This window comes from Lactobacillus gigeriorum DSM 23908 = CRBIP 24.85, assembly GCF_000296855.1.
Classification (GTDB): Bacteria; Bacillota; Bacilli; order Lactobacillales; family Lactobacillaceae; genus Lactobacillus; species Lactobacillus gigeriorum.
The window spans coordinates 128,719-154,017 of sequence record NZ_CAKC01000093.1 but is presented as its reverse complement, the minus strand read 5'-3'; the positions used below and the strand labels follow the sequence as shown (position 1 = coordinate 154,017).

At 37.6% G+C, this 25,299-nt stretch carries 29 protein-coding genes, 1 tRNA gene and 1 other annotated feature; of the genes, 25 read left to right on the top strand and 5 right to left on the bottom strand.

Annotated elements, in window-relative coordinates:
* Window positions 1-37: 37 nt before the first annotated feature.
* Together BN52_RS09070 and BN52_RS09065 are read left to right on the top strand one after the other, a co-directional pair.
* Window positions 38-718, top strand: coding sequence for a helix-turn-helix domain-containing protein (locus tag BN52_RS09070; protein ID WP_008474258.1), 681 nt, complete (start codon window positions 38-40; stop codon window positions 716-718).
* A gap of 59 nt (window positions 719-777) precedes the next feature.
* A complete protein-coding gene (locus BN52_RS09065; RefSeq protein WP_008474256.1) occupies window positions 778-1,743 on the top strand; it encodes an IS3 family transposase in 966 nt (321 codons plus the stop codon).
* A 95-nt stretch (window positions 1,744-1,838) separates the two neighbouring features.
* Here the strand turns inward: BN52_RS09065 and BN52_RS09060 are convergent.
* Window positions 1,839-1,927: transfer RNA gene (locus tag BN52_RS09060), tRNA-Ser, on the bottom strand.
* A 178-nt stretch (window positions 1,928-2,105) separates the two neighbouring features.
* On the opposite strand from BN52_RS09060, the gene BN52_RS09055 reads away from it, so the two are divergent.
* Window positions 2,106-3,491: an amino acid permease gene (locus BN52_RS09055; protein WP_008474255.1), complete on the top strand. Its 1,386-nt coding sequence runs from the start codon at window positions 2,106-2,108 to the stop codon at window positions 3,489-3,491.
* Between the two features lie 22 nt (window positions 3,492-3,513).
* Here the strand turns inward: BN52_RS09055 and BN52_RS09050 are convergent, their stop codons facing one another.
* A complete protein-coding gene (locus tag BN52_RS09050) occupies window positions 3,514-4,389 on the bottom strand; it encodes an SPFH domain-containing protein (RefSeq protein WP_008474254.1) in 876 nt (291 codons plus the stop codon).
* Window positions 4,390-4,539: 150 nt separating this feature from the next.
* Here BN52_RS09050 and BN52_RS09045 point away from each other — a divergent pair, with 150 nt between their 5' ends.
* The 21 genes from BN52_RS09045 (at window position 4,540) to BN52_RS08960 (ending at window position 21,717) form a co-directional block, all read left to right on the top strand.
* Window positions 4,540-5,496: a thymidylate synthase gene (locus BN52_RS09045; RefSeq protein ID WP_008474253.1), complete on the top strand. Its 957-nt coding sequence runs from the start codon at window positions 4,540-4,542 to the stop codon at window positions 5,494-5,496.
* A 13-nt stretch (window positions 5,497-5,509) separates the two neighbouring features.
* A complete protein-coding gene (locus tag BN52_RS09040) occupies window positions 5,510-6,019 on the top strand; it encodes a dihydrofolate reductase (RefSeq protein ID WP_008474252.1) in 510 nt (169 codons plus the stop codon).
* Window positions 6,020-6,062: 43 nt separating this feature from the next.
* Window positions 6,063-6,302: a binding site (T-box leader), on the top strand.
* 47 nt (window positions 6,303-6,349) lie between these two features.
* On the top strand, window positions 6,350-7,201 hold the full coding sequence (locus BN52_RS09035) for a MetQ/NlpA family ABC transporter substrate-binding protein (RefSeq protein WP_008474251.1): 852 nt from the start codon (window positions 6,350-6,352) through the stop codon (window positions 7,199-7,201).
* A gap of 14 nt (window positions 7,202-7,215) precedes the next feature.
* Window positions 7,216-8,274, top strand: coding sequence for a methionine ABC transporter ATP-binding protein (locus tag BN52_RS09030; RefSeq protein WP_008474249.1), 1,059 nt, complete (start codon window positions 7,216-7,218; stop codon window positions 8,272-8,274).
* Window positions 8,267-8,968: a methionine ABC transporter permease gene (locus BN52_RS09025; protein ID WP_008474247.1), complete on the top strand. Its 702-nt coding sequence runs from the start codon at window positions 8,267-8,269 to the stop codon at window positions 8,966-8,968. Before BN52_RS09030 ends, BN52_RS09025 begins: the two co-directional genes overlap by 8 nt.
* A gap of 392 nt (window positions 8,969-9,360) precedes the next feature.
* Window positions 9,361-10,059 carry an RraA family protein gene (locus tag BN52_RS09020; RefSeq protein WP_008474246.1) on the top strand — a complete coding sequence of 233 codons (699 nt, stop codon included), beginning with the start codon at window positions 9,361-9,363 and terminating at the stop codon, window positions 10,057-10,059.
* Window positions 10,060-10,074: 15 nt separating this feature from the next.
* Window positions 10,075-11,544, top strand: coding sequence for a DASS family sodium-coupled anion symporter (locus BN52_RS09015; protein ID WP_008474245.1), 1,470 nt, complete (start codon window positions 10,075-10,077; stop codon window positions 11,542-11,544).
* Window positions 11,545-11,603: 59 nt separating this feature from the next.
* The gene (locus BN52_RS09010; RefSeq protein ID WP_008474244.1) at window positions 11,604-12,389 is read left to right on the top strand and encodes an alpha/beta fold hydrolase; all 786 of its coding nucleotides are present in this window, start codon (window positions 11,604-11,606) and stop codon (window positions 12,387-12,389) included.
* Window positions 12,390-12,512: 123 nt separating this feature from the next.
* Complete coding sequence (locus BN52_RS09005) at window positions 12,513-13,649, top strand: Ldh family oxidoreductase (protein WP_008474243.1); 1,137 nt, start codon at window positions 12,513-12,515, stop codon at window positions 13,647-13,649.
* 199 nt (window positions 13,650-13,848) lie between these two features.
* Entirely contained in the window at window positions 13,849-15,246 is a 1,398-nt protein-coding gene (locus BN52_RS09000; RefSeq protein WP_162260488.1) for a DHA2 family efflux MFS transporter permease subunit, read from the top strand.
* A gap of 173 nt (window positions 15,247-15,419) precedes the next feature.
* Window positions 15,420-16,475 carry a [citrate (pro-3S)-lyase] ligase gene (gene citC, locus BN52_RS08995; protein WP_008474239.1) on the top strand — a complete coding sequence of 352 codons (1,056 nt, stop codon included), beginning with the start codon at window positions 15,420-15,422 and terminating at the stop codon, window positions 16,473-16,475.
* The gene (gene citD / locus BN52_RS08990) at window positions 16,465-16,758 is read left to right on the top strand and encodes a citrate lyase acyl carrier protein (protein ID WP_008474238.1); all 294 of its coding nucleotides are present in this window, start codon (window positions 16,465-16,467) and stop codon (window positions 16,756-16,758) included. The genes citC and citD overlap by 11 nt, the downstream gene beginning before the upstream one ends.
* 2 nt (window positions 16,759-16,760) lie before the next feature.
* Window positions 16,761-17,675, top strand: a complete 915-nt coding sequence (gene citE, locus BN52_RS08985) for a citrate (pro-3S)-lyase subunit beta (RefSeq protein WP_008474237.1) — start codon at window positions 16,761-16,763, stop codon at window positions 17,673-17,675.
* Window positions 17,665-19,206 (top strand): citrate lyase subunit alpha, encoded by a 1,542-nt coding sequence (gene citF / locus BN52_RS08980; RefSeq protein ID WP_338033883.1) that lies wholly within the window; start codon window positions 17,665-17,667, stop codon window positions 19,204-19,206. The genes citE and citF overlap by 11 nt, the downstream gene beginning before the upstream one ends.
* A gap of 103 nt (window positions 19,207-19,309) precedes the next feature.
* A complete protein-coding gene (gene citX, locus BN52_RS08975) occupies window positions 19,310-19,852 on the top strand; it encodes a citrate lyase holo-[acyl-carrier protein] synthase (protein WP_040473533.1) in 543 nt (180 codons plus the stop codon).
* A gap of 167 nt (window positions 19,853-20,019) precedes the next feature.
* Window positions 20,020-20,193, top strand: coding sequence for a hypothetical protein (locus BN52_RS10160; protein ID WP_008474234.1), 174 nt, complete (start codon window positions 20,020-20,022; stop codon window positions 20,191-20,193).
* 29 nt (window positions 20,194-20,222) lie between these two features.
* The gene (locus tag BN52_RS10555; protein WP_008474232.1) at window positions 20,223-20,357 is read left to right on the top strand and encodes a hypothetical protein; all 135 of its coding nucleotides are present in this window, start codon (window positions 20,223-20,225) and stop codon (window positions 20,355-20,357) included.
* A 44-nt stretch (window positions 20,358-20,401) separates the two neighbouring features.
* Window positions 20,402-20,572 (top strand): hypothetical protein, encoded by a 171-nt coding sequence (locus BN52_RS10155; RefSeq protein ID WP_008474231.1) that lies wholly within the window; start codon window positions 20,402-20,404, stop codon window positions 20,570-20,572.
* Window positions 20,569-20,805 carry a hypothetical protein gene (locus tag BN52_RS08970; RefSeq protein ID WP_008474230.1) on the top strand — a complete coding sequence of 79 codons (237 nt, stop codon included), beginning with the start codon at window positions 20,569-20,571 and terminating at the stop codon, window positions 20,803-20,805. Before BN52_RS10155 ends, BN52_RS08970 begins: the two co-directional genes overlap by 4 nt.
* Before the next feature lie 46 nt (window positions 20,806-20,851).
* Window positions 20,852-21,124, top strand: coding sequence for a hypothetical protein (locus BN52_RS08965; protein WP_008474229.1), 273 nt, complete (start codon window positions 20,852-20,854; stop codon window positions 21,122-21,124).
* Window positions 21,125-21,168: 44 nt separating this feature from the next.
* Window positions 21,169-21,717 carry a CAP domain-containing protein gene (locus BN52_RS08960; RefSeq protein WP_008474228.1) on the top strand — a complete coding sequence of 183 codons (549 nt, stop codon included), beginning with the start codon at window positions 21,169-21,171 and terminating at the stop codon, window positions 21,715-21,717.
* Between the two features lie 54 nt (window positions 21,718-21,771).
* Here BN52_RS08960 and BN52_RS08955 read toward each other — a convergent pair whose 3' ends face one another.
* From BN52_RS08955 to BN52_RS08945, 3 genes are all read right to left on the bottom strand, one after another.
* A complete protein-coding gene (locus BN52_RS08955) occupies window positions 21,772-22,050 on the bottom strand; it encodes a hypothetical protein (RefSeq protein ID WP_236698439.1) in 279 nt (92 codons plus the stop codon).
* A 129-nt stretch (window positions 22,051-22,179) separates the two neighbouring features.
* The gene (locus BN52_RS09670; RefSeq protein ID WP_053216549.1) at window positions 22,180-22,737 is read right to left on the bottom strand and encodes a GNAT family N-acetyltransferase; all 558 of its coding nucleotides are present in this window, start codon (window positions 22,735-22,737) and stop codon (window positions 22,180-22,182) included.
* A complete protein-coding gene (locus tag BN52_RS08945; protein ID WP_008474224.1) occupies window positions 22,724-23,668 on the bottom strand; it encodes a sugar-binding transcriptional regulator in 945 nt (314 codons plus the stop codon). The genes BN52_RS09670 and BN52_RS08945 overlap by 14 nt, the downstream gene beginning before the upstream one ends.
* Before the next feature lie 172 nt (window positions 23,669-23,840).
* On the opposite strand from BN52_RS08945, the gene BN52_RS08940 reads away from it, so the two are divergent.
* The gene (locus tag BN52_RS08940) at window positions 23,841-25,202 is read left to right on the top strand and encodes a threonine/serine exporter family protein (RefSeq protein ID WP_008474223.1); all 1,362 of its coding nucleotides are present in this window, start codon (window positions 23,841-23,843) and stop codon (window positions 25,200-25,202) included.
* Window positions 25,203-25,299 lie beyond the last annotated feature (97 nt).

Below are 25,299 nucleotides of genomic sequence, written 5' to 3'. Positions count from 1 at the left end.
ATAAAGTATTCAATTATTCACGAAGGTGGGATTTTTTATGTCCAGAAAAAGCAAATACTCATTTGAACAAAAGAAATGGGCAGTTGAGCAGTATTTGAATGGCAATATGAGTGTCTCGAAAATAGCTATTCGACTTAATATGCCTAAGAATGGAAGCAGGCAAATAAGGTCATGGGCTCGCCAATATCAAAGCAATCAAGATGCTTTTTTAAGGAGTATTAAATACAATGCACATTACTCTAAAGAACTTAAAGAAAGGGTTGTTCAAGAATATTTAGCTGGCAAAATATCATTGTCCTCTTTAGCCAATAAGTATGGCATTAGAAGCTATTCCACAGTAAGAAAATGGGTTTCCAAGTATAATAGTCATATAAAGAATCAAGATTACAATCCACATCCGGAGGTCTATATGACTAAAGCAAGAAGAAAGACAACCCAACAAGAAAGAATTCAAATCGTTCAATACTGTCTTAATCATGATAAAAATTATTCAGAAGCTGCTGCTAGTTTTAGCTGTTCCTACCAGCAAGTCTACAGCTGGACCCAAAAGTATCTGGCTAACGGTGAAGAAGGCTTAACCGATAACCGAGGCCGACATAAGCAGCCTGAAGAGCTGACCGAGCTAGAATTGGCTAATCGCAGAATCAAAGAGTTGGAGCGAAAGCTTAAAGAGGAACAGGAGAAGAATGAATTCCTAAAAAAATTGGATCAATTATAGAGGATGTGCTTGCCGAACAGCCAAAATACAGATAGACTGCAATAAAAAAGCGGTGGAAAATGAAAACATACCAGTTAATCCATGACTGCCACCAAAAATACGGTTGGAAGATCGATTTGATGTGCAATAAAGTAGCACGCTCAGCCTACTACAAGCACTTTGATCCTAAGCGTACGATTAGCGAACGTGAATTGCGAGACCAAAAAATCGAAGCAAAGATTATTGAGATCGCCAAGTCTAACAACAGCTTATTCGGAACGGAAAAGATGACCATGGCGGTTAATCGACAAATGCCGGGAGAGATGCCAGTTTATCATAAAATCGTTTACCGTTTGATGTGTATCAATGGCATCAGCTCGCAAAAGCCTAGATATCGGAAGCCAAAATTCAAGCCTGCAACGCCTGAAAAAGCAGCTGAAAACAAGCTAAAGCGAGACTTCAATGCTTCTAAGCCTAACGAAAAGTGGTGTACGGATATCACCGAGGTCGTTGTCCCTGGCTTGCCTAAAGCATATCTCTGCACAGTGTCTGATCTCTACGATCGCTACCCTGTCGGCTATGCCATTGGCAAGCACAATGACATTGCTTTGGTTCAAGCCGTTAAAACATATCCCAATGCTCAACCGCTCTTTCATAGCGATCGCAGTTTTCAATTTACTCGCGCTCCTTTTCAGAATCAGTTGGAAAAGCAAGGCATGACTCAGTCAATGTCTCGTGTCGGTTGCTGCATTGATAATGGACCGATGGAAGGCTGGCAAGGCATTATCAAAGAAATGCGGGTTGTTCTTCACCCTCAAGTAAATAGTTACGATAAACTTAACGATTCTATTTGCAAGACCATAGACTACTACATCAACGAAGATCCACAGAAACGTTTTAATGGCTTAACTGCTGGTGAAATGTGTAAAGAAGCAATGAAAGGCAACATTAAGAGCTATCCAATCGCACCAAACCATCGGATTGAAAGATATTGGCAAGAAATAAACGAAAAGAAAGTCAGAGAAGCTAAAAAAATCCTCAGCTGATTAAAAATCAACTGAGGACTAAAAAGCTTTATGTATTTCACCTGTCTACTTGACCGGGAATGTATCACATATCAAGGCTTTAGCAAATAATTATAAGGAGAGTACAGGATTTGAACCTGCGCGCCAAGGATAACTTGGTTCGCCGGATTTCGAGTCCGGTGCATTACCACTCTGCCAACTCTCCAGAACTTAAACTATTATAGCAATCTTTTTCTCAGAGGTAAACCCTTGATATAGCTATTACAGAAATTTTGTAAGCAGTATTAAAAGTAGAAGATTTAAAAACTAATTTGCTTTAACTAACCTAAAAGCATAAAATTAAAGAGATTTTGTGTTTATATAAGGATTTTTAGGTGAAAGATATGAGTAAAGGTAAACAGAGTGGCGTTAAGTTAAAACGCTCAATGTCTGCTGGACAAATGGAAATGATCTCACTTGGAGGAGCAATTGGTGTAGGCCTGTTTATGGGATCAGGTTCAACCATTAAATGGACTGGACCATCAGTATTGTTAGCCTACATGTTTGTTGGGTTGCTTTTATATATCGTCATGAGAGCGCTCGGTGAAATGCTGTATGTAAACCCTGGAACTGGTTCGTTTGCTGATTATGCAACTCAATACGTGCATCCCTTAGCCGGATATATGGCAGAGTGGGCTAATGTGTTCGAATATATCGTTGTAGGAATGTCAGAAGTTGTAGCTGCAACTGAATATCTAAAATATTGGTGGCCTAATGTCAATGCCTTATGGGCGGGGATAATTATCATTGTTTTCTTATTACTAGCTAACTTGACTAGTGCCAAGGCATATGCGTCGCTTGAATTTTGGTTTGCAATGATCAAAGTAGTAACGATTATCTTGATGATCATTCTTGGCTTGCTAGTGATCTTCTTTGGGATTGGCAATGGTGGAAAACCAACGGGCTTCAGCAATCTCTGGGCTCATGGTGGATTTTTTACCGGTGGAGTCAAAGGCTTCTTTTTCTCAATGTCCATTATCGTTGGTTCCTATGAAGGAATTGAATTGCTTGGCATTTCCGCTGGTGAAGTTGCCAACCCTAAAGAAGCGATTGTAAAAAGCGTAAAATCGATTTTGCTAAGAATCTTGATTTTCTACGTCGGTGCCATTTTTGTGATCGTTACGATATATCCTTGGAATAAAATTGGCATGATTGGTTCACCATTTGTGACCACGTTTGCAAAAGTAGGAATTACCGCTGCAGCTTCAATTATCAATTTTGTGGTTTTAACTGCAGCTTTATCGGGAGCTAATTCAGGGATCTATTCTTCAAGTCGTATGTTGTTTAAGTTGTCTCATGATGGTGATGCACCGCAGATTTTTCATCACATTTCTAAAAGAATAGTTCCTGATCGTGCTATCATGGGGATTTCAAGCGGAATTTTTATCGGCTTCATTTTAAATAGCATTGCCTCACAATTTAACCATTCCGCTCAAGATCTCTTCGTGATCGTCTTTAGTTCTTCAGTCTTACCAGGGATGATTCCTTGGTTTGTAATCTTGCTTGCCGAGTTACGCTTCAGAAAGCACAATGCTGAGCTCTTAAAGGATCATCCGTTCACCTTACCGTTATATCCATTTTCTAATTACTTTGCATTCGTTATGCTATTAGTAATAGTAGCCTTTATGTTCATCAATCCAGAAACAAGAATTTCGGTAATTGCTGGAGCGGTGGTATTAATTTTGGCAGCTGTCGTATATTTAATTAAGCATAAAAATAAAGGTCTGTAATCACAGGCCTTTTTTCTTACGCTTATTCATCAGAATCTTGTGCTACTTTGTCCCAAATTTTTTTGGCTGCTGGAACTTTTCCCAATTCAGTCATTTCACTTTTATCCATGATGATCAAATTATTTGGTCCTTTAGCAAGATTGTTGAAGGAATCAAGGCTTTCATTCTTAAAGTAACCCTCGCCAGCAGTACTTAAGGATTTTTGCAAGCGCTCGATTCGATAAGCTTCTGCATCGGCTTCAGTTTTTATTGCTTCAGCTTTGGCTTTTGCCGTAGCTACCAGAGCATCGTTCTTGGCTTTGGTAGTTAACTCAATGTTGCGCGCTTCACCTTCAGCTTTAGCGATGGCAGCCGTTTTTTCACGATCCGCGGTAAGTTGTTTATCCATCGCTCTTTGGATTTCTGGACTGGGTAACAATTCATCAACATTGACTCGGACAACCTTAATTCCATAGATATCAGTTAAATCGCCAATCGCATCTGCTAATTGAGCGTTGATTTGACTAGTGGAGCCTAAAGCATCGTTTAGTTCCATACGACCAATAATATCTCTTAAGTGTCCTCTAATCAGTTGGACCATTGATTCTACAGAATCGGTATTGTTGTAGAAGTAACGGTAGGAATCAGTGACCAGATAATTCAAAGTAAGACTGGTAGTAATTTCAGCATTATCTTTAGTAATAATCGAATACTTGCTAATTTCTAAAGGTTGTAGTGCCAAAGAAACCTTACGACTATTTTGAATCAAGGGAATTATCCAAACCAGTCCAGCTTTAACAGTTTTGGTATACTTGCCAAGTGTCTCGATTAAGCCTTCGTAATTTTGGGGAATAATTCTAAATCCCGCTGCAAGAAAAACTAAAATCAAAACAATTATTGGCATTAAAAGAAAACTCATATAATCACTCCTTTATCGAGAAAATACTTAAGTAAATTATATCATTTTTTGTAATCCTAAAGTATACAAAATATTGTATATTTTGGGTTATAATTTTACATATGTTGTGTTATGATAGCAATCGAATTAAAAATAGTAAGGATGAAAGTAATGCCGATATTAGAAAAACCTTATCTAGATTTACTGGGCCATATAATGGATGAAGGTCATGATAAGGAAGATCGAACAGGAACAGGCACTAAAAGTATTTTTGGTGCCCAAATGCGCTTTGATCTTAGTCAAGGATTTCCCATTTTGACAACTAAGAAAGTACCTTTTGATCTAATTAAAAGTGAGTTGCTTTGGTTTTTGCGGGGAGATACGAATATCAGATTTTTATTGCAACATCATAACCATATTTGGGACGAATGGGCATTTGCTAACTGGATTAAAAGCCCAGATTATCAAGGACTAGATATGACGAATTTTGGTTTAAGAAGTCAAAATGATCCAAACTTCAAAGAAGAGTATGAAGCTGAAATGGCTAAGTTTACGCAAAAAATTGTAGAGGATGAAGCCTTTGCGCAAAAGTATGGCAATCTCGGGGATGTTTATGGTGCTCAATGGCGCCATTGGCAAAAACGTGATGGGGGCTTTATTGATCAGATTGCTCAAGTGATTGAACAAATTAAGACTAATCCAGATTCGAGAAGATTATTAGTAACAGCTTGGAATCCAGAGGATATCCCTACAAGTGCTTTACCCCCATGTCATGTTCTTTTCCAATTTTATGTTGCTGATAGAAAAATCAGTTTGCAATTGTATCAACGCTCTGGAGATATGTTTTTAGGAGTACCATTTAACATTGCTAGTTATAGTTTGCTATTGAGCTTAATCGCAAGAGAGACTGGCTTAGAAGTTGGAGAGCTGATCCATACTCTAGGAGATGCTCATATTTACCGCAATCACTTTGAACAAGTCAAGGAATTATTGGCAAGATCTCCCTATGAATCGCCAACGCTTTGGCTGAATCCTGCAAAAACAAAAGTTGCGGACTTTACGATGGATGACATCAAATTACGGTCTTATCGGCATCATGGCACAATTAAAGCGCCAGTTGCAGTTTAAAGAAAGGAAAACCATGTTAACTTACATTTGGGCAGAAGATTTAGACCGAGGTATCGGATATCAGGGACATTTGCCTTGGCATTTGCCAGCAGATTTGCACCACTTTAAGGAATTAACTATGGGACGTGCAATGGTGATGGGGAAAAATACCTTTTTAAGTTTGCCAAAAGTTTTACCCGGCAGAAAACATCTAGTGCTAACTCACGATCGCAATTTAGCCAAAAAATATGAAGGTGATGAACAGGTAGAATTCTTTTATGACTTAACCAGTTTAAAAAAATTCTTGAAAACCAATCATGATCAGGAATTTGCTGTAATTGGAGGCGCTAGTATTTTCAAAGCACTTGAAAATGAGGTTGATCGACTAGAGATGACAAAAATCAAAGGTGTCTTTGCAGCTGATACTTTCATGCCAAAACTAGATTTTGGGAAATTTGAAATTATCCATCAAGAACAGCATGCTCATGATGATCGAAATGATTATGATTATACTTTTTTTACTTATCAAAGAAAAAATGTTTGACAGCATGAAAAGATGATGATAAATTATCTACAACAATTAATATTTAGGAATCTAGAAAAGCAGAGTAGTTAGATCCTTGATTCTCACAGAGAGTTGCTATTTGGTGAAAGGCAATGAATTGAGACTGATGAAGATGGGCTTGGATTGATAATTGCTGGTGATAGTTAAGCTAGCAACGGAGTTGTTCCCGTTAACAGAACAGACTATTGATTGATAGTCGCTGAGGCTTTTTTACGTAAGTAAGAAGCAAATAAAGGTGGTAACGCGAGCATTCGTCCTTTTTTGAGGGATGAATGCTTTTTTTGTTATTAAGATTCTGGAGGTATCACAATGAGAAAAAGAAGACGGAGAAATACCATCATTTGGTCTATTATTGCAGTCCTGATTTTAGTGGCAGGTTGGTTTAGTTTTGGACCGCAACCTAGTGACACCAATAAACGGGTAGTAACGATTGGGGTTGTCGGTCAAAGCAAACAAGATGCAAAGATTTGGGATTCAGTAGCAAGCGTGGCGAAAAAGAAATATGGAATCACCATTAAGATAAAAAACTTTACTGATTATAACCAACCAAATAAAGCTCTTAAAGATGGCGAAATTGATCTCAATTCGTTCCAACACTATGCTTTCTTGAATGCTTGGAATAAAGCTAATAATGGTAGCCTTGTGCCAATAGGTAGAACCTACATTGCTCCAATTCGGTTATATTCGAAGAAGTATCATAAATTAGCAGATCTTCCTGTCGGCGCAACGATTGCTGTACCTAATGATGCTACTAATGAATCGAGAGCCTTGTTTGTCTTGAAAAATGCCGGTTTGATTAAGCTGCGCCCAGGCAAGACTTTGGTTACGATCAATGATATTGTGAAGAATCCGCAACAATTAAAGATCAAAGAGCTGTCTGCCGAACAAACTAGTCGAGTAATTGATTCAGTTGATGCAGCAGTAGTTAATAATACCTATGCGGTAACTGCTGGCTTAACTGAAAAAGAAACAATCTATGTTGAACCAGTTAATAAGGATTCTAAACAGTGGATTAATGTAATCGTTGCTACCAAGAAGAATCGCAACAATCCTTTGTATGAGGATGTAGTGAAGGCATTTCAAACTAAAAAGACCAAACAGTTAGTGCACAAGTTCTATGGCGATACGGAATTGGCTGCCTGGGATGTTGTCTTGAAATAAAAGGGGAGACAGATATGAGCATTATTGATTTAGATCATGTAAAAGTTGAATTTGTACAAAAGAAAAAACGCGTAATTGCTGTTGAGGATGTTAGCTTAAAAATTGAAAAGGGCGATATCTATGGCGTAGTTGGTTTTTCAGGAGCTGGTAAGTCAACCTTAGTGCGTACCATTAACCTTTTGCAAAAGCCAACTGGTGGCAATATTACTGTTGATGGTGTGAAATTTATTGAAAATGGCAAACAAGTGATTTCCAATAAGAATCTCCAATTAGCAAGAAGAAAGATTGGCATGATTTTCCAGCACTTTAATCTTTTAAATGAAACCACAGTATTGGAAAACGTAGCTTTTGCCTTAAAACATTCCAAGTTAACTGATGAAGCGTTAGAAGCAAAAGCTTTATCTTTGTTGGAATTAGTTGATTTAAAAGATAAGGCTGACAGTTATCCTGCAGAATTATCAGGAGGCCAACAACAAAGAGTTGCTATTGCCCGAGCTTTAGCCAATGATCCTGATATTTTAATTTCCGACGAAGCTACTTCGGCATTAGACCCACAAAATACCCAACAAATTCTTAAGTTGCTAAAACGATTGAATCAAGAATTAGGCTTAACAGTGGTTTTGATTACACATGAAATGGAAGCTGTTAAGCAAATTGCTAATAAAGTGGCAGTTATGGAACATGGCCGAGTCGTTGAAAAGGGCGATTTACATCAAATTTTCTTAACACCAAAGAAAGAATTAACCAAACAATTTGTTGGTGGTTCACTTCAAGCAATCACTACTTTGAATTCATTGAATTTGGATCGCTTAAATGAAGACGAAGCAATCTATCAGCTTGTCTATAGCGTAGCAAATGTGACCAAGTCGATTATTATCGAACTTTATCGGAAAATTGGCGTTGAGGTAAGTATGCTCTATGGTAATGTGGAGCTTCTGAACGAGGAGCCAATTGGAACTTTGGTGGTATTAGTAAAGGGAAATCCGGATCAACAAGTTGCAGCAAAAGAATTTTTAGCAAGTCAAGAAGTTACAATTTCACAGTTAGATGAAAAGGGGAATATTTATGAGTAATTGGCTACAACAACTTTTACCTAATGTCTATCAATTAGGTTGGGGAGGGGATGCTGGTTGGGGTACCAGTATCTTTCAAACTTTGTTTATGACCTTCTGGTCTGCTATTTTTGGTGGAATTTTAGGTATCATTTTTGGTGTTCTTTTGGTTCTAACTAAAAGTGACGGCATTCGTCCTAATCGGTTCTGGTTTAACTTTAGCGATAAGCTAGTATCAATTTTTCGTGCCGTACCGTTTGTAATTTTATTAGCCTTTATCGCACCAGTCACTCAAAAAATTGTCGGTACCCAAATCGGTATGAAGGCCGCTTTAGTTCCATTAACTCTTGGTGTTTTCCCATTTTATGCTCGTCAAGTCCAAGTAGCGCTTGAAAGTGTAGACCCAGGAAAAATTGAAGCTGCCGAAAGTTTAGGTGCAACTTTGAACGATATTATTTTCGATGTCTATTTGCGCGAGGCCCGTTCAGAATTAATTCGTGTTTCTACGGTAACGATTATAAGTTTGATCGGATTAACCGCAATGGCAGGTGCCATTGGCGCAGGTGGCTTGGGTAATACTGCGATTTCTTATGGTTATAACCGTTTTAACAATGATGTTACTTTAGTTGCCACAATTTTAGTTATTATCTTGATTTTTATTGTCCAAGTAGTTGGAGATTTCTTTGCTAAGAAGATGAACCATCAGAGTCGTTAATCTGAAATTGGTATACTTATAATAACTGCTTATAAATTAGCTGTTTGATTGGTTAATTAATCTAATTCACGTATAAGGTATATTTAGCAAAATGTTTTAAACATAGTATTTACTAAGAATAGCATTACTATCAAGCAAAAAAAGAAAAATATCTTTACCTTTATGGGCACTAACTTAGATTTAGTTAGTGCTTTTTTCTTTGCTCTCATAATGGTCAAAATACTTTTTTTAAATATATAACTTCTTTTAAATATTTAAAAAATAAAATTATTTTTTAAAATACTTCAAAAGTGAAAGCGCTTGTTGTATAATTCTTGTGTAAACTCAAACAAGACGAAAAAGTTACCGTCGAACTAATTGGAATAGATATTTTATTGAGAGGAAGCGCTAATATGCCTGTAGGAAAAAGGATCTATTTGCAAAGAAACTTACCTAATCCTGAGATAGTGAAGGGTTTCGCTAAGCTTCCTGCTTCAAACGTTGCCGATTGTATGGAACGAAATTGTGCAATGAGTCCACGGATCAAATTGATGTCGAAACCAGATCATGAGATGGTGGGACCAGCATTTACTGTTCATACAAGAGCTGGAGATAATCTGACTATTTATGCAGCTTTGAGGTTTTGCCAAGAAGGAGATGTCATTGTAATTGCTAATGAAGGAGACAACACCCGGTCCTTAATTGGCGAGGTCATGATGTCATACTTGCGTGATCAAAAGAAGATTGCTGGGATTGTCGTTGATGGACCGATTAGAGATATCGATAATTTACAAAATTGGAAGTTACCGATCTATGCTCGTGATACAACACCTGGTGGTCCATACAAGGAAGGTCCTGGTGAAGTAAATATTCCGGTTGCCTGCGGTAACGTTAGTGTAAATCCTGGCGATGTAATATTGGGAGATCCAGATGGAGTAATTTGTATCCCACGCCAAGATGCTGCTGAGATCTTGCCAAAAGCACAAGCTTTTCATGAGCAAGATGAAGCTAAAGCAGTTGCTTTTAGTAAAGGAACTGTTGATTTAAGTTGGGTTGATCGGTCTTTGAAAGATAAAGGCTTTGATATCCTAGATGAAATTTATCGTCCATAGTTTGGAGATTATTAGATGAAAAAGTTAGAAAAAGTAAACTACAAAGGTTTTATTTGGCCTTTAATTATAGGAATTGTACTTTATGCACTTACGCCTATTAGACCTTCAGGACTTACTCCACAAGCTTGGGAAATGTTTGCGGTCTTTGTGGCTACGATCGTCGGTTGTATTACTAAGCCTTTGCCAATTGGTGGTACAACTTTAGTTGGTTTGGTATGTACGGTTTTATTAGGACTTTCACCAATTAAAGATGTAGTTGATCCAAAAACTGGCGCAGTAGTAACTACTGGTGTTTTAAGCTCGTTTGGTAACTCGGCTTCTTGGTTAATTGCGATGGCCTTCATCATGGCACATGGTATCAGCAAGACTGGATTAGGAAATCGCATTGCCTACAATATGATTAAGAAATTTGGTAAACGGTCATTAGGTATTGGTTATGCCATTACTGGATTGGAACTGATTTTGGGTGCTTTAATTCCATCAAACAGTGCTCGTTCAGGTGGTGTTGTTTGGCCAGTTGTTGAATCAGTAGCTAAGGGCTATGATTCAAATCCCAATGATGAATCTCGTAAGAAAATTGGTGCTTACATTGACTTTACTGCTTTCCATGCCAATATTTTATCAACGGCATTGTTCGTAACTGGTGCTGCTCCTAACATGGTTGCCCAACAAATGGCAGCTAAGCAAGGCTACTCAATTAGTTGGATTGGTTGGTTTATCGCTGCTATTGTCCCAGTTGCTATCGGCACGGTTATTATTCCATTTGTAATTTATAAAATCTTCCCACCTCAGATTAAAGAAACTCCTAACGCTAAAAAATGGGCTGATGATGAATTACAAAAGATGGGACCAATGTCTCTTCCAGAAAAAATCATGAGTGCTGTATTTATCTTGGCAATAATCATGTGGGCATTATCCGGATTTTTCAAATTACCTCAATTTGATTCAACTTTCGTTGCCTTTTTAGCTGTAGCAATTTTGCTAGTAACAGGTGTCATTACTATGAAGGACGCTTTGGGTGAAACTGGTGCTTGGAATATTTTGATTTGGTTGTCAATTTTAATCTTTATGGCTGGTAAGTTGATTTCCTTCGGCTTTATTGGTTGGTTCTCAAAGACCATTCAAACTAGCCTTCATGGCGTAAGCTGGGGAATTGTGTTAGCAGTTTTAGTCTTACTCCTCTTCTACACCCACTACTTCTTTGCTAGTGGTACTGCTCATATGACTGCTTTATACTTACCATTCCTATCAGTTGCTGTTGCTACCGGTGCACCACTTGCTTTATCAGCAATGCTTTTAGCCTTTAGTGGAGCATACAATGCATCAACTACTCACTATGCAAATGGTCCTGCTTCAATTTTAGCTACGACTGGTTATGTCAAGCAAGGAGAATGGTGGAAGATGAACTTTGTCCTTGGTTTGATTTACTTATTGATCTTTGGTATTGTTGCGCCATTATGGATGAAGGTAATCGGTCTCTGGTAAAAACTGTAAGATGTCTGTTAGGCATCTTTTTTTATTACAAAACTGAAAGTAGGGTTTTTATGGATTTTTTCACAAGCGATCATGTTAGATTACATTATACTGATACTGGTGATAAAACTAAGCCGGTAATTGTTGGTATTCCAGGGCTTGGTAGTTATAGTAGTCTCTGGCAAGAGACAATTGCAATTTTTGAAAATTATCGTTTTATCACGATGGATCCCCGTAACCAAGGACAATCAGAACGCACTTTTAAAGGCCAAAGAATGGGGCGTCATGCAGCTGATTTAGCGGAATTATTGGATAAATTGGATCTACATGAAGTTATTGGAATCGGTAATTCAATGGGAGCTGCAACTTTATGGGCATATTTGGACCAATATGGCAAAGGTAGAATGAAATGCATGATTGACTTAGATCAATCCCCTAAAATGGTCAATGATGAAACCTGGAAATACGGTTTTCAAGACTTAAACTGGGACAATTTTTTAGCAAATTTAAAATTGCCTTTAGGGAATGCCTTCTTTAATCAAATTTCTCCAGAAGTTTTTGCAAAAGCAAAAGCTGAAAGTAAGCAATTTCCATACGAATTGGAAGATAACTATACCTTTTTAATTGATCATGCAGCTAAGGATTGGCGTGATGTCTTGTTAGATCCCCCAGTCCCAATGCTGTTAATTGCTGGAAAAAATTCACCATACTTTGATCCAGGATTCTTAGATGCTGTTAAAGCTATTAATCCTGCTTTACAGACTAAGGTAATTCCTAATTGTGGCCATATCATTCAAGCTGAACAACCACAAAAGCTCTATGAAACAGTACAAGAATTTTTGAATAATTTAAAATAATTAGCAATAATTTTAAATATTTAAAGAAATTCCTTGACTAATATTGCCATAAGGTGTGTAATATTAGTTGTAAAATTTGAAAACGCTTTATAAGATTTGATATTTTTAAAAAAGAGGAAAAAGATGGTAGAAGGAAATAAAGTTAAATTCTCATATGAAGTCTTAAATCAATTGTGCATGGATGCATTTCAAAAATTTGGTTTTAGTGAAGAAAAGGCTAAGATTATCACTGATGTGTTAATGACTGCTGACTTATATGGAATTCAAAGTCACGGAATGCAACGGATGGTAAGATACTACAAGGGTATCCAAAAAGGTACGATGAAAGTCGATGCTGAACCAGAAGTTATTTTTGAAACTCCAGTTTCAGCGGTTATCGATGGACACGATGGCATGGGACAACTAAATGGATACTTTGCAATGCAATTAGCAATTGAAAAAGCCAAGAAAGTCGGTGTCGGAATTGTCTCAGTTAAGAACTCTAACCACTATGGTATTGCGGGTTATTATGCTAAGATGGCAGCCAAAGAAGGCATGATTGGTTTTTCATCAACCAACAGTGAAGCTATTATGGTGCCTACTTATGCCAGCAAAGCAATGATCGGTTCTAACCCTCAAGCTTGGTGTGTACCTGCCGATCCTTACGATTTCTTTTTCGATGCTTCAACTACGGTGGTAACTCGCGGTAAGCTTGAAATGTACAACAAGATGAATAAACCATTGCCAGATGGTTGGGCTCTTGATGAAAAAGGTAATCCTTCAACTGATGCAAGTATAGTTTTAGCTAATATTGCGGCTCACCGTGGAGGAGGTATTATGCCTTTGGGTGGTAATACTGAAACTTTGGGATCGCATAAGGGTTATGGTAATGGAATGATTGCTGAAATTTTTGCTTCAATCTTGTCTCAAGGTGCAACTAGCAATATGACCATGGTCAATAATAAATCAGGTATTTGCCACGGCTTTATGGCGATCAACTTAGCTAACTTTGGTGATCCTGAAGCTATTAAGAAGCACTTTTCAGAATATCTGCAAGCATTGCGCGATGCACCTAAAGCTGAAGGACAAGAGCGAATTTATACTCATGGTGAAAAAGAAATTGCCTTTATCAAAGATCGGAAAGAAAATGGCATTCCAGTCATTGATAAGACTATGACGGAAATTAAGGATCTTTGCGATTACCTAGATTTAGATTTCAGCAAGTACTTTGGTGACTATGTTCCACCTAAGGCAGAAAATATGTTTACTGGTAACTATTAAAACAATAAAAAACAATTAAGAGGGCGACAGTAGGTCGCTTTTTTTGTTGCTAACTATGATTAAAAATACTGAAAAAGGTTTTACCAAAATTTTTACTTATGAAGATTTAAAAATTATGCTAAAGTAATCAACTGTCGATTTAAAACATAAAAGAAGTAAAAAGGGAGGAAACTTTTTGGAGAATAAGAACTTAGGACAAATGCAACCAGCGATCAAGGTGGCTCATCCTTGGTTAGCAATGTTGCCGTTGATGTTGGGAGCTTTTGTAGGGATGTTTTCCGAAACGTCGCTAAATATTGCTTTACCGCAGTTGATGAAAGCCTTGAATGTTGATCAAGGAGCTATTCAATGGCTGGTTACTGGCTACATGCTGGTGATTGGAATTGTTTTACCATTATCAAGTATGCTCACGAAATGGTTCACTACCAGACAATTGGTTAATTTTGCCTTGATCGCCTTTATTGCAGGTTCTTTAATTTCAGGATTTGGTAATAATTTTGGCATGGTTCTTGCTGGAAGAATGATTCAAGGGATTGGAACGGGAATTATCCTACCAATAATGTTCACTGTGGCGATGTTGATCTTCCCACTTAACCGTTTAGGTTCAGTCAACGGAATCCTAGCTTTAGTAATTATGTTTGCGCCAGCTATTGGGCCAACGTTAACAGGCTTGATTTTGGCAGTTGGTTCGTGGCGCGATATTTTCTTCACCTTTGTGGTATTTTTGGTAATTGCCTTGATCTTTGGCTTTACTTCATTGAAAAATGTAAATAAATTAACTCGGCCTAAAATTGATGTCTTATCAATTTTACTTTCAATTATTGGTTTTTCAGGAATAATCTCAGGTGCATCATTTGCTTCAGAAAGTGGTTGGCTATCAGTTAAGGTATTGGGTACTTTAATTATTGGTATTATTGCGGTATTCCTCTACGCTAAACGCCAATTGGCAATGAAAAATCCAATTTTAAATTTACGTGTATTTAAACACTACAATTTTACTATTGGGGCAATTCTTGTGATGATTGATTTTGGAATAATTCTTTCGGCCATGTATCTATTGCCACAATATTTGCAAAATGGTATTCAGGTACCAGTTGCAATGACCGGTTTAATTATGTTGCCAGGTGGGATCATTAATGCAGCTACATCAGCAATTGCCGGAAGAATGTATGATAACTTCGGTGCAAAATTGCCAGCCCGCTTAGGTTTTATTATTGCCTTAATTGGTGCAGTGATTTTGAGCCTCGGATCAACTGATACTGCTATTTGGCTAGTAATTGTGGCTCATGTCATTATGATGATTGGTACGCCATTAGCAATGTCACCATCACAAACTTCCGCATTGAATTCTTTAAAAGGTTTAGAATCTGCGGATGGGTCGGCAATCTTAAACACAATGCAACAAATTGTTGGTGCGCTTGCCACGGCACTTGCAACTTCATTCTTAACTTTAGGTCGTGACAGCATTTCAGGTTCAGTTGCAGAAAAGTTTACTAATGGGGTTCACTACGGTTTATATTTCTCAATTGCTTTGATTGTGATTGGGTTATTGGTTTCTTTCAAAGTGAAGGATCAAGGAAAATTTGAAGATCAATAACAAGTTCGACGTAAGTCGAGCTTTTTTATTGCTATTTCAACTTTTTGAAACCGTTTGTATTTTTAAAATATTTAAAAATTGCAATTTAAATTTGAAATATTTAAAAATAAAGAGTACAATAGGCTACGTTGAGTTAAGTAACAGCTCACAGAACTACAGATTGGGGTAGAGCAATGGATCAAGTTGTAGACTTATATTTAAATGAACCAGCAACGCGGAAGCGTTGGGAATCATTCTTAAGTAAGCTAGACCTCCATAATTTTTCTGAACGAGAAATTAAGGTAATTGATCACACTCTAGGCTTACTTGATGAAGATGGAAAATTGGTAGGAACAGGAAGCATTGCCGGCAATGTTTTGAAATATATTGGTGTTTGCAATGAGGGTGTGACTGCAGGTGCCCGTTTTAATAAGATCGTAACCGCTTTGCAGCAGTACCTGTTCAATGAACGAATTTTTCATAGCTTTGTCTATACTAAACTTAAGTATTCAAGTAGTTTTCAACATTTGGGGTTTACTGAATTAGCCCATACTGATCAGGCAGCCTTTTTAGAAAGCGGAACGCCAAATGTTGAAGATTATTTGGCAGAATTACCTAAGATAGCTGACCAGGCTAACAAAAAAGTAGCCGGAATTGTAATGAATGCCAATCCGTTCACATTAGGACACCGACACTTAGTTGAAGTAGCTAGTCAAAAGAATGACTTGGTTTATGTTTTCGTCGTCGCAACTGATCGCTCATTATTCAATAGTCAAGAACGTTTGCAGCTGGTTAAACAGGGATTACGAGATCTCCCTAATGTAGTAGTGACAAGCAGTGCTGATTATATGGTTTCCAGTGCTACTTTTCCTGCCTACTTCTTGAAATCACCCGAAGATTTAATTAAAACGCAAACAACAATTGATGCTCGGGTCTTTAAACAAGTTATAGCACCTAAGTTGAGTATTACCAGTCGCTTTTTAGGAGAAGAACCAAAATCGTATACGACTAATTTGTATAACGAAACTCTTAAACAAGAGCTGGAGCCAGCCATTGCCGTAAAAATCATCCCTAGATTGCAAGTTAATAGTGAGGTAGTTACTGCAACTCAAGTTCGACAGGAAATTAAGACAGGGAACTTGGAGGCAATTAAGTCATTTGTCCCTGGAAGCACGTTTGAGTTTATTAAAGAAAATCTAGCTGAATTGCAGCGTCGAATTAAGGAAGGAATGAATATCAATGGAAATTAAAACCACTGGTGTAGCAGGAACCCTTGAAAGTTCTGATATTCAAATCATGATCTCTAAAGGTTCCAACGGAATCGAACTTGATCTTGATTCCGAAGTTAAAAAAGCTTACGGTGATCAAATCACCAAGGTTATCACTGAAACTTTACAAAAGTTTGGTTTGGAAAATGCTAAAGTCAAGGCAACTGACAAAGGTGCCCTTGATTGTGTAATCAAAGCCCGGACCTTAGCAGCAGCACAACGTGCTACCGAAACCTCAGATGAACCAGAATTGGAGGTCTTGTAGAGATGACATACGTTAAGAATCGTTTACGTCGTACGATGATGTTTGTTCCAGGCAACAATCCTGCAATGATTAAGGATGCTGGAATTTATGGCGCTGACTCGATCATGCTTGACCTAGAAGATTCAGTTTCCTTGACTGAAAAAGATGCTGCAAGACTATTGGTTTATGAAGCAATTAAGACGGTTGATTTTGGCGGTGCTGAAGTAGTCGTTCGTGTCAACGGACAAGATACACCATATTATGACCAAGATGTTAAGGCAATGGTTAAGGCTGGCGTTGACGTAATTCGTTTACCTAAGACTGAATCAGCTGCTATGATTCAAAAGCTTGTTAAGGACATTGAAAAATGGGAAGACGAATTTGGAATTGAACATGGCACAATTGGCGTTATGGCTGCGATCGAATCAGCTAAAGGTGTGCTTCACGCTCCAGAAATTGCAGAAGCTTCACCATTAATGATGGGTCTTGCAGTTTCAGGTGAAGACTATACAGCCGACATGCACACTCGTCGTTACCCAGATGGTCGTGAACTTGAATTTGCTCGTAACATGGTTTTGCAAGCTGCTCGTGCTGCTGATGTTTATGCCTTCGATACAGTCTTCTCAAATATGAAAGACACTGAAGGCTTCTACCGTGAAACCAACTACATTCACGAATTGGGTTATGATGGTAAGTCATTGGTTAACCCACGTCAAATTCAAATGGTTAACAAGGTCTTTAATCCAACTAAGGAAGAAATTGAAAATGCTCAAAACGTTCAAAATGCCATTCGCGAAGCCAAGGCTAAAGGTTCAGGCGTTATTTCAATGAACGGTAAGATGGTTGATAAGCCAGTTGTAGAAAAGGCTAACCGAGTATTGGAAACTGCAAAAGCTTCTAACTTAATTGATGAGGAGGGTAATTACCTTGGAGAATAATGTTAAACGCGAATTACCAGAAGATGTAATGAATGATATGAAGTTAAAGCCATTTGCTTCAAGCGAATTGGGTCATCCTGAAATTCAAAGAACTGCTCCAGTTGTTCGTGTAACTACTGGTCAAAACAAAGTCGTTGATTCATTAGAAGAAGTTATTAAGTCTAATTTGAAGGATGGAATGACCATTTCATTCCACCACCACTTTAGAAATGGTGATTTTGCCTTCAATAAGGTAATGGATTTGATTATTAAGTTAGGTTACAAAGACTTGACTCTTGCACCATCATCATTAACTGGTGTTATGAACGACAAGATTATTGAAGCCATCAAGAAGGGCGTTATTACTAACATTACTTCTTCAGGTATGAGAGGCTCACTTGGTGATTTTGTTTCTCACGGTGGTTTGAAGAATCCAGTGATTTTCCGCTCTCATGGTAATCGTGCTCGCTCAATTGAAAATGGTGAAATTAAGATCGACGTTGCCTTTTTAGGTGTGCCAATCTCAGATCCTGCTGGTAACGCAAATGGTCAAGAAGGTAATGCTGTCTTTGGTTCATTGGGCTACGCTTTGATGGATGCACAATATGCTGACAAGGTAGTACTTTTAACTGATAACATCGTACCTTATCCAAACACCCCTGCTTCAATCAAGCAAGATCAAGTTGACTACGTTGTTAAAGTTGATCAAATTGGTGATCCTGATAAGATTGGTTCTGGTGCCACTCGTTTTACTAAGGACCCTAAGGAATTGAAGATTGCGCAAATGGTTAACCAAGTAATCGTAAATTCACCATACTTCAAGGATGGCTTCAGCTTCCAAACTGGTTCTGGTGGTGCAGCATTGGCTGTAACTCGTTACCTTCGTCAATCAATGCTTGACAACAATATTACTGCTTCGTTTGCAGTTGGTGGTATTACCAAGCCTACTGTTGACTTGCTTGAAGAAGGTTTGGTCAGAAAAGTTATGGACGTACAGGACTTTGATAAGGGTGCTGCTTTATCAATGGCTCAAAACCGCAACCAACAAGAAATTGATGCTTCTTGGTATGCTGATCCGCACAACAAGGGTGCTGTAGTTAACAATCTTGACGTTTCAATTTTGTCAGCTTTGCAAATTGACACCAACTTCAACGTAAATGTCATGACTGGTTCAGATGGTGTGATTCGTGGTGCCGTTGGTGGTCACCAAGATTCAGCTGCTGGTGCTAAGATGACCATTATTACCGCACCATTGGTTCGTGGACGTAATGCGACTGTTGTCCCAAGCGTTGAAACTGTTGTTACTCCAGGTGAATCAATTGATGTTTTGGTAACTGAACGTGGAGTTGCTGTAAACCCTAAGCGCCAAGATTTGATTGATGCCTTTTCAAAGGTTCCAGGTCTTACTTTAGTATCAATTGAAGACTTACAAAAGATGGCAGAAAAACAAGTTGGTGTACCAAAGCCACTTGAATACACTGACCGCACGGTTGCAATTGTTGAGTATCGCGATGGTTCAGTAATTGACGTCATCAAGGAAGTTAAAGACTAAGAAATAAAATAATAATCACTTTTTACACAAAAATCGGGACTAAATATCAGTGTTCGGAAAGGCTTGTCTTATGAGATGAGCCTTTTTGCGTTACAATAGAGATATGATGAAAGAAACAATATTTAATGAAGGAAAAAAACAAAATATCGTCGATATCTTAGCAAGTAAAGATCGACGGGTGGAAATGCAACGGGAATTGTTCCAAGGCTATTCTGAACAAGTGATCGTCAATGTTAATATGAATATTCCAGGACCAATTAAAAACAATCGCTATTTGCGTCAAATCTTTGATGTCGGGATGCAAGATCTTGAAAAAAGCTTTCAAAAACATGGTTTGATGTATCGGTTGGAAATTCACTGGGATCTTGACAGTGGCGAAGAAAACTTTTATTTGTTGTCAGGCACGATGAAGGAGGTTAAGCTAGCAACAGTTGCATTTGAAGAAGAGTCATTTTTTGGAAGATTATTTGATGCAGATGTATTGGCTAATCGACAACCGGCAATTTCAAGAAAAGATCTAGGATTGCCAGCTCGCAAATGCTTTATCTGTGATCGTCCAGCTAAAGAATGTGCTCGTTCAAGAAAGCATTCGGTTGAAGAGATGCAAGCATATATTACGGCATTATATAATAGAAAATTTAGTTAATAGCTACTAGTAATAAAATAAAGGATTAATCGATTAAGCTTGAATTTAGCTGAACGATTAATCCTTTTTTGTTGATCTAGTAATAGTCAAAAAATAACAATTAATTCTTTAAAGTAACTGATAAAATATATAATACTCTTAAACACCGCTACCTCAATGCAGGACAATTGCCAGATGGTGTAAAGACTTCAAAATCGCTTAGAAAGAATGGCTTAGGTTTTTCTAGATTTTATGGTGAAACTTATTATTCTACATATTATGCGGGCAAGATGACACGCCAAGGAAACGAGCTAGTATTCAAGCAAGGCAATGGAATAGTAACTAGATATGTTAAGGAATAGTACTAGCAATTAGATAGGTGGGGATGATTATGAAAAAGATTTTGGCATCTGTTGTAGCTTTAGGCATTTTTGCGAGTGGTTTTGCGACTATTGATCAAACAGTTGGTGCCACTACTTACACCAAATATACAGTTTCGTCGAAAGTAAGGGAAATTGGAAGCTGAAGAGCATTAAACGTGGTCAGTTTGCTACTGGAAAATCTCGCTGGATGATTTTTAAGCAAATTAAAATTACTGCGCATACGATTACTTTTAAGCGATTAACAAGTAAGATCGATTTGCCAGCTGGAGATATCTATCATGCTTATAAAGCGACTGCGTTATCAGGGAAATATTATTTATATACTTCTGATACGCCATATTTAGATGGTAGTGAATGAAGCAAGAACAGCAATTTACGAAGAGTCATCGCTATCTTGATGCTGGTAATTATCCTTATGGTGATACTATACATCGGACATCTAAGGCATTGCGCAAGAATGGTTTGGGTTTTATACAGTTCTATAATGGTTATATTGTTGGTGGCTATTATGCAGGAAAGATGACACGCCAAAGCAATGAACTAGTATTTAGGCAAGGTGATGGAACAGTAACTCGATATATTAAGGGATAATTTTAAACATAAATAAAATTATGTAAACTTAGTGAGGTGATAGAAAATGAGGATGAAAAGAGTCGTTACTCTGGTAGCAATTGCTAGTGGAATTGGCATCGGAACAGTTGCCAGTCAACAGCCAGTACAAGCAGCAAAAAGTTTTTACATTACTTTTGTTAGAAAAGGCTACACTTATGATACCAAAGGTCAGGTTGCTGTAGGTAAGCTACCGAATGGTCGGTGGGCAACGGTTGTTTCTGAGCGAAATACTAAGACTAAAGCCTATGGCATTAAATATATTCATGGTCAAAAATCTATATTGTTCATGATAAATTAGCCAAACCTTTCAGTCCTAAAGGTCAATATGTTAAGGCTAGTGATGTGGTTTTAGGCAAAGTTAAGCTTAAGAAAATCAAGAAAGTAAAGAAACCAAGCAAGGCTTCATCAGGAAGGCATAGTGCTACTATTACTGCTAATTCCAATACAGGTAAAGTTAACGTAGCTTATGGCAATAGTGGAAACAGTAAGAAAATTGTTTTTAATGATCAATATGTAGAAGAATTTAAACAAGCATTCTTGAATTTAGTAAATGATTGGCGCAAGAGTAATGGTACAAGTGCTTTCAGTTTAAATAGCGAATTGAATCAATATGCAGCAAAGATAGCGAATGATCAAAAGAATGGACTTGATAATCACGCAGGATTTATCAATGATCCTAACAATCCATCCCATGCAGAGAATATCGGTTATGTTTCAATTGATACGCCTGCTAAATATGCAAAACGTATTTTTTATGAAATGGTCTACAATGATGCGGCATCAAACTGGGGACATAGAGATAATTTAGCGAACCCAAGCTATTCTAACTTGGGCTTAGGATTGTCCAAATATGGTGATGGTTATCTTGCTGTTGCAATGGAATTGAATTAGTACAAAAAAGGGAACGAGTGAAATACTCGCTCCCTTTTTAACATAGAAGATAGACTAGGCTTCTTGCAAAGAATCGTTTTTCGCTTCTGCGATGAATTGCTTTAATTCATCATCTGAGAAGTATTGACCGTACTTATTCTTTGCCTTAATAAAAATCGTTTCGTCGTCGTGAGACAAATCGATAAGCACATCAATCAGTTTCTTAACTCCTGCACGACGCTCTCTTTTTTCAGCTACCTTTTCGCCAATCTCGCGACCGTAGATTTCTCGATCTATCATCTTCATTTCGTAGTCCATGATATCTGATCTCGTATTATATAAATTTGAGAGCAAAAATAGCCCCCTAATATATAAATACGCAAAAAATCGAAAAAATTATTTTTTTGATAAGTAAAAAGAAAATGAGCAAAGATAATTCTCACAGAAAAATCAATGCTCATACTACAACTTGAAAAGCCGGTTCTAATCTTTTCTTACTTTCAAGAAGAACTCGACTTCGCGATCATTAGGATCTTGGCTGTCACCAATAAAAATATTTCCAGTATTTATAAAGCCCATTTTTTGATAGAAAGCTTGAGCGGAATAGTTGGTGACCAAACATCCCAATGCTAAATCACGGCCAGGGTAGAGATCTTTTATCGCTTCAATAAGGTAAGTCCCGATTCCCAATCCTTGATATTCTTTTAAAACATATAAGTGGCCAATCTCAGCACAATCGCGTTTAAAAGCGGGACGACAACTAAAGGATGTTGAAGCATAGCCGACCATTTTGTCGTCAACGTAGGCTACCAGTTGATCAAGATTAATTGTTCGAGTAACTTCCTCGGCAAATTCAGGAGTTACTCGTGAATTTGAACTGGCTGGTAAAAGATCATGATAAGTTTCTTGCCAAGTAAGCGCATGTATGCGAGCTTTTTCTTTGATTTCATCAGGTCGCATCTCATGAATATTCAAAGTTCGCTGCTTATTAGATTGTTTAGGATCCGATACAACTAAATGTTCATATTTATCGGCGTTCAATTTCTTTGATAACTTTATTCGCAATATCTTCATTGGTTACTAAGTGAGTGATAACGCCAGTACGCAATGCGCCAAGCAATGCTCTGGTTTTAAAACGATTTTTTACAACAACAAAACGAGTAGGGGTATGCATGATGTCTTTCATGGAAATACCACAGGTATAATCTTCGAAACGTTCAACGAAATTTCCATTAATATCATAAGGACGTCCAAAAATCATTCCTACTTGTTTATTAATATCGACATCTTCAAATAAAACATCCCAATAATACTTTTCGACAAAACTGTTAACTCGTATTGATTCAATAGTTCCAACACTAGCAATTAACAAATCGAGGTTGTGGTAGTCATCTTCAAGATACGAGAAAAACGGTTCTTTCTGCATTGCTTCGATATATTCATGGTTATGAACATACAAAGGAGCAGGTAAAAATTTTGAATTGGCATTAAACTTATCAGCAGCAATTTGAACCAATTGATTTTTCCGTTTATTAGAATGAATTGCCTGTCCTAAAATCTGCACGAAATTCAGATCTTCACGATCATCAGCTTCAAAACTGTTAACAATATCGTGCATCAAAGCGCCCCAGGTCATCCCTACATTGTGTGCTGACTTAATATAAGATTGGATTTGTTTGGCTGCTTGGTCAATGATTGCTTCATTATCTTGAGTCGCAGTTTCAAAGTTGTTTAAGATAATGGCTTCTTTAAGACCAAACTTATCCTGAAAAATCCGTTCCAGTTCTTCATTACGTTTGACGCCATGATAGATGCTAATACGAACTATGCCGCTTTTTTCCGCATCTTCTAAAGCTTTAGTGATTAAGTACCTTGACAAATCATATTTTTGTGAAATATCGCCAATATTTAATTTACTTAAGTAGTAATCATGGGCAATATTAGCTAAGTCTTCCTTGCTTAGTTGTGGCATCAAAAATCAATCCTTTTCATTAAATTTGGTTATATAACCATTATATAATTTTATTTCAAAAAAATTTCAAAAAATTGAAGTGTTTTCAAAAAATCCCAAAAGCGTCATTTCGTAGCTGTGGTAAAATAGTAACCGATATTTGTTAATTAGTAGTTGGGAGATTGAAATAGTCATGGCAGAAATACCTTCTGAGAAAGAGGTCAATATGAATTTATCGCACCATCATCATATGAAAATCCGGTGGGATGAATTTTTTAAAAGCAGCGATAATACCTTAGCAAGAGAAGTAACTTTAGTTGAGAAAGCTTCATTGGTTGGACGAGTAGGACAAATGTTGCTTAGCTGTGGTACTGGAGCTTGGCGCGTTCGCGATGCAATGGATACGATGGCAAGAACATTGGGCATTACATGTTCGGCCGATATAGGTTTGGTATCGATCGAATATACTTGTTTTGCCGCCAACAATAAGTCATATTCGCAAACCTTAACTTTGCCAAGTACCGGTGTCAACATGAATAAGCTGAATGAAATGGAAAAGTTCGTTCGCCAATTTCAGAAGGGACATGGTCATTGGACTCTAGGTCAGATAAATCGTCGATTAGATGAAATTGATCAGATGAAGACTAAGGTACCGTTATGGATTTCAGGATTATCTGCTGGTTTAGCCTGTGGAGGATTCATTTTCTTGTTAGGTGGGGGTATTCCTGAAATCATCTGTGCCTTTGTAGGTGCAGCCATTGGGGCATACATTCGTGGATTAATGGGAAAGCACAAAATAACTATGGTAGCCAAAATTGCTTCTGGTGTAGCAATGTCGTGCTTAGGCTATTTTTTAACTTTTTTGTTGCTACGCACCTTGTTGGGAATCGATTATAACCATGCATATGGCTATATTGGAGCAATGCTTTTTGTTATTCCAGGATTTCCGTTTATCACTTCTGGGCTTGATATGTCTAAATTAGATATGCGCTCAGGACTTGAAAGAATGGCTTATGCAATTTTGATAATTTTAATTGCGACCATGGTTGGTTGGGGAGTAGCGATGCTGCTTCGACTTAAACCAGGCATGATTCCACCAATTAAGCTGAATGTACTTGAGTTGACAGGCTTCCGGCTAATTGCCAGTTTTTGTGGCGTCTTTGGCTTCTCAATTATGTTTAACTCAAAACTTTCGATGGCAAGCATTGCAGCCATTATCGGGTCAATTGCTAATACTTCAAGATTGAGTTTGGTAGATTTTGGAAATATGCCACCGGCATTAGCAGCTTTTATTGGCGCATTAATTGCAGGGTTACTTGCAAGCATTGTCAGAAACAAGGTAGGTTATCCAAGAATATCATTGACGGTGCCTTCTATTGTAATTATGGTGCCTGGTTTATACATGTACCGTGCAGTATATAATTTCGGAATCAATAATATTAATTTGGGAGCTTATTGGATTGTGGCTGCATTGATGATTGTGGCAGCTTTACCAATGGGATTAGTGGCTGCCAGAATCTTAACCGATAAGAAATGGCGTCATGTCAATTTATAACTATATGCTTATAGAACCATTTGCTCATGTGAGTAAATGGATTTTTTATTACAGTTACAAGGCCTATTACCATACATTTATACTGAATAATGTTATA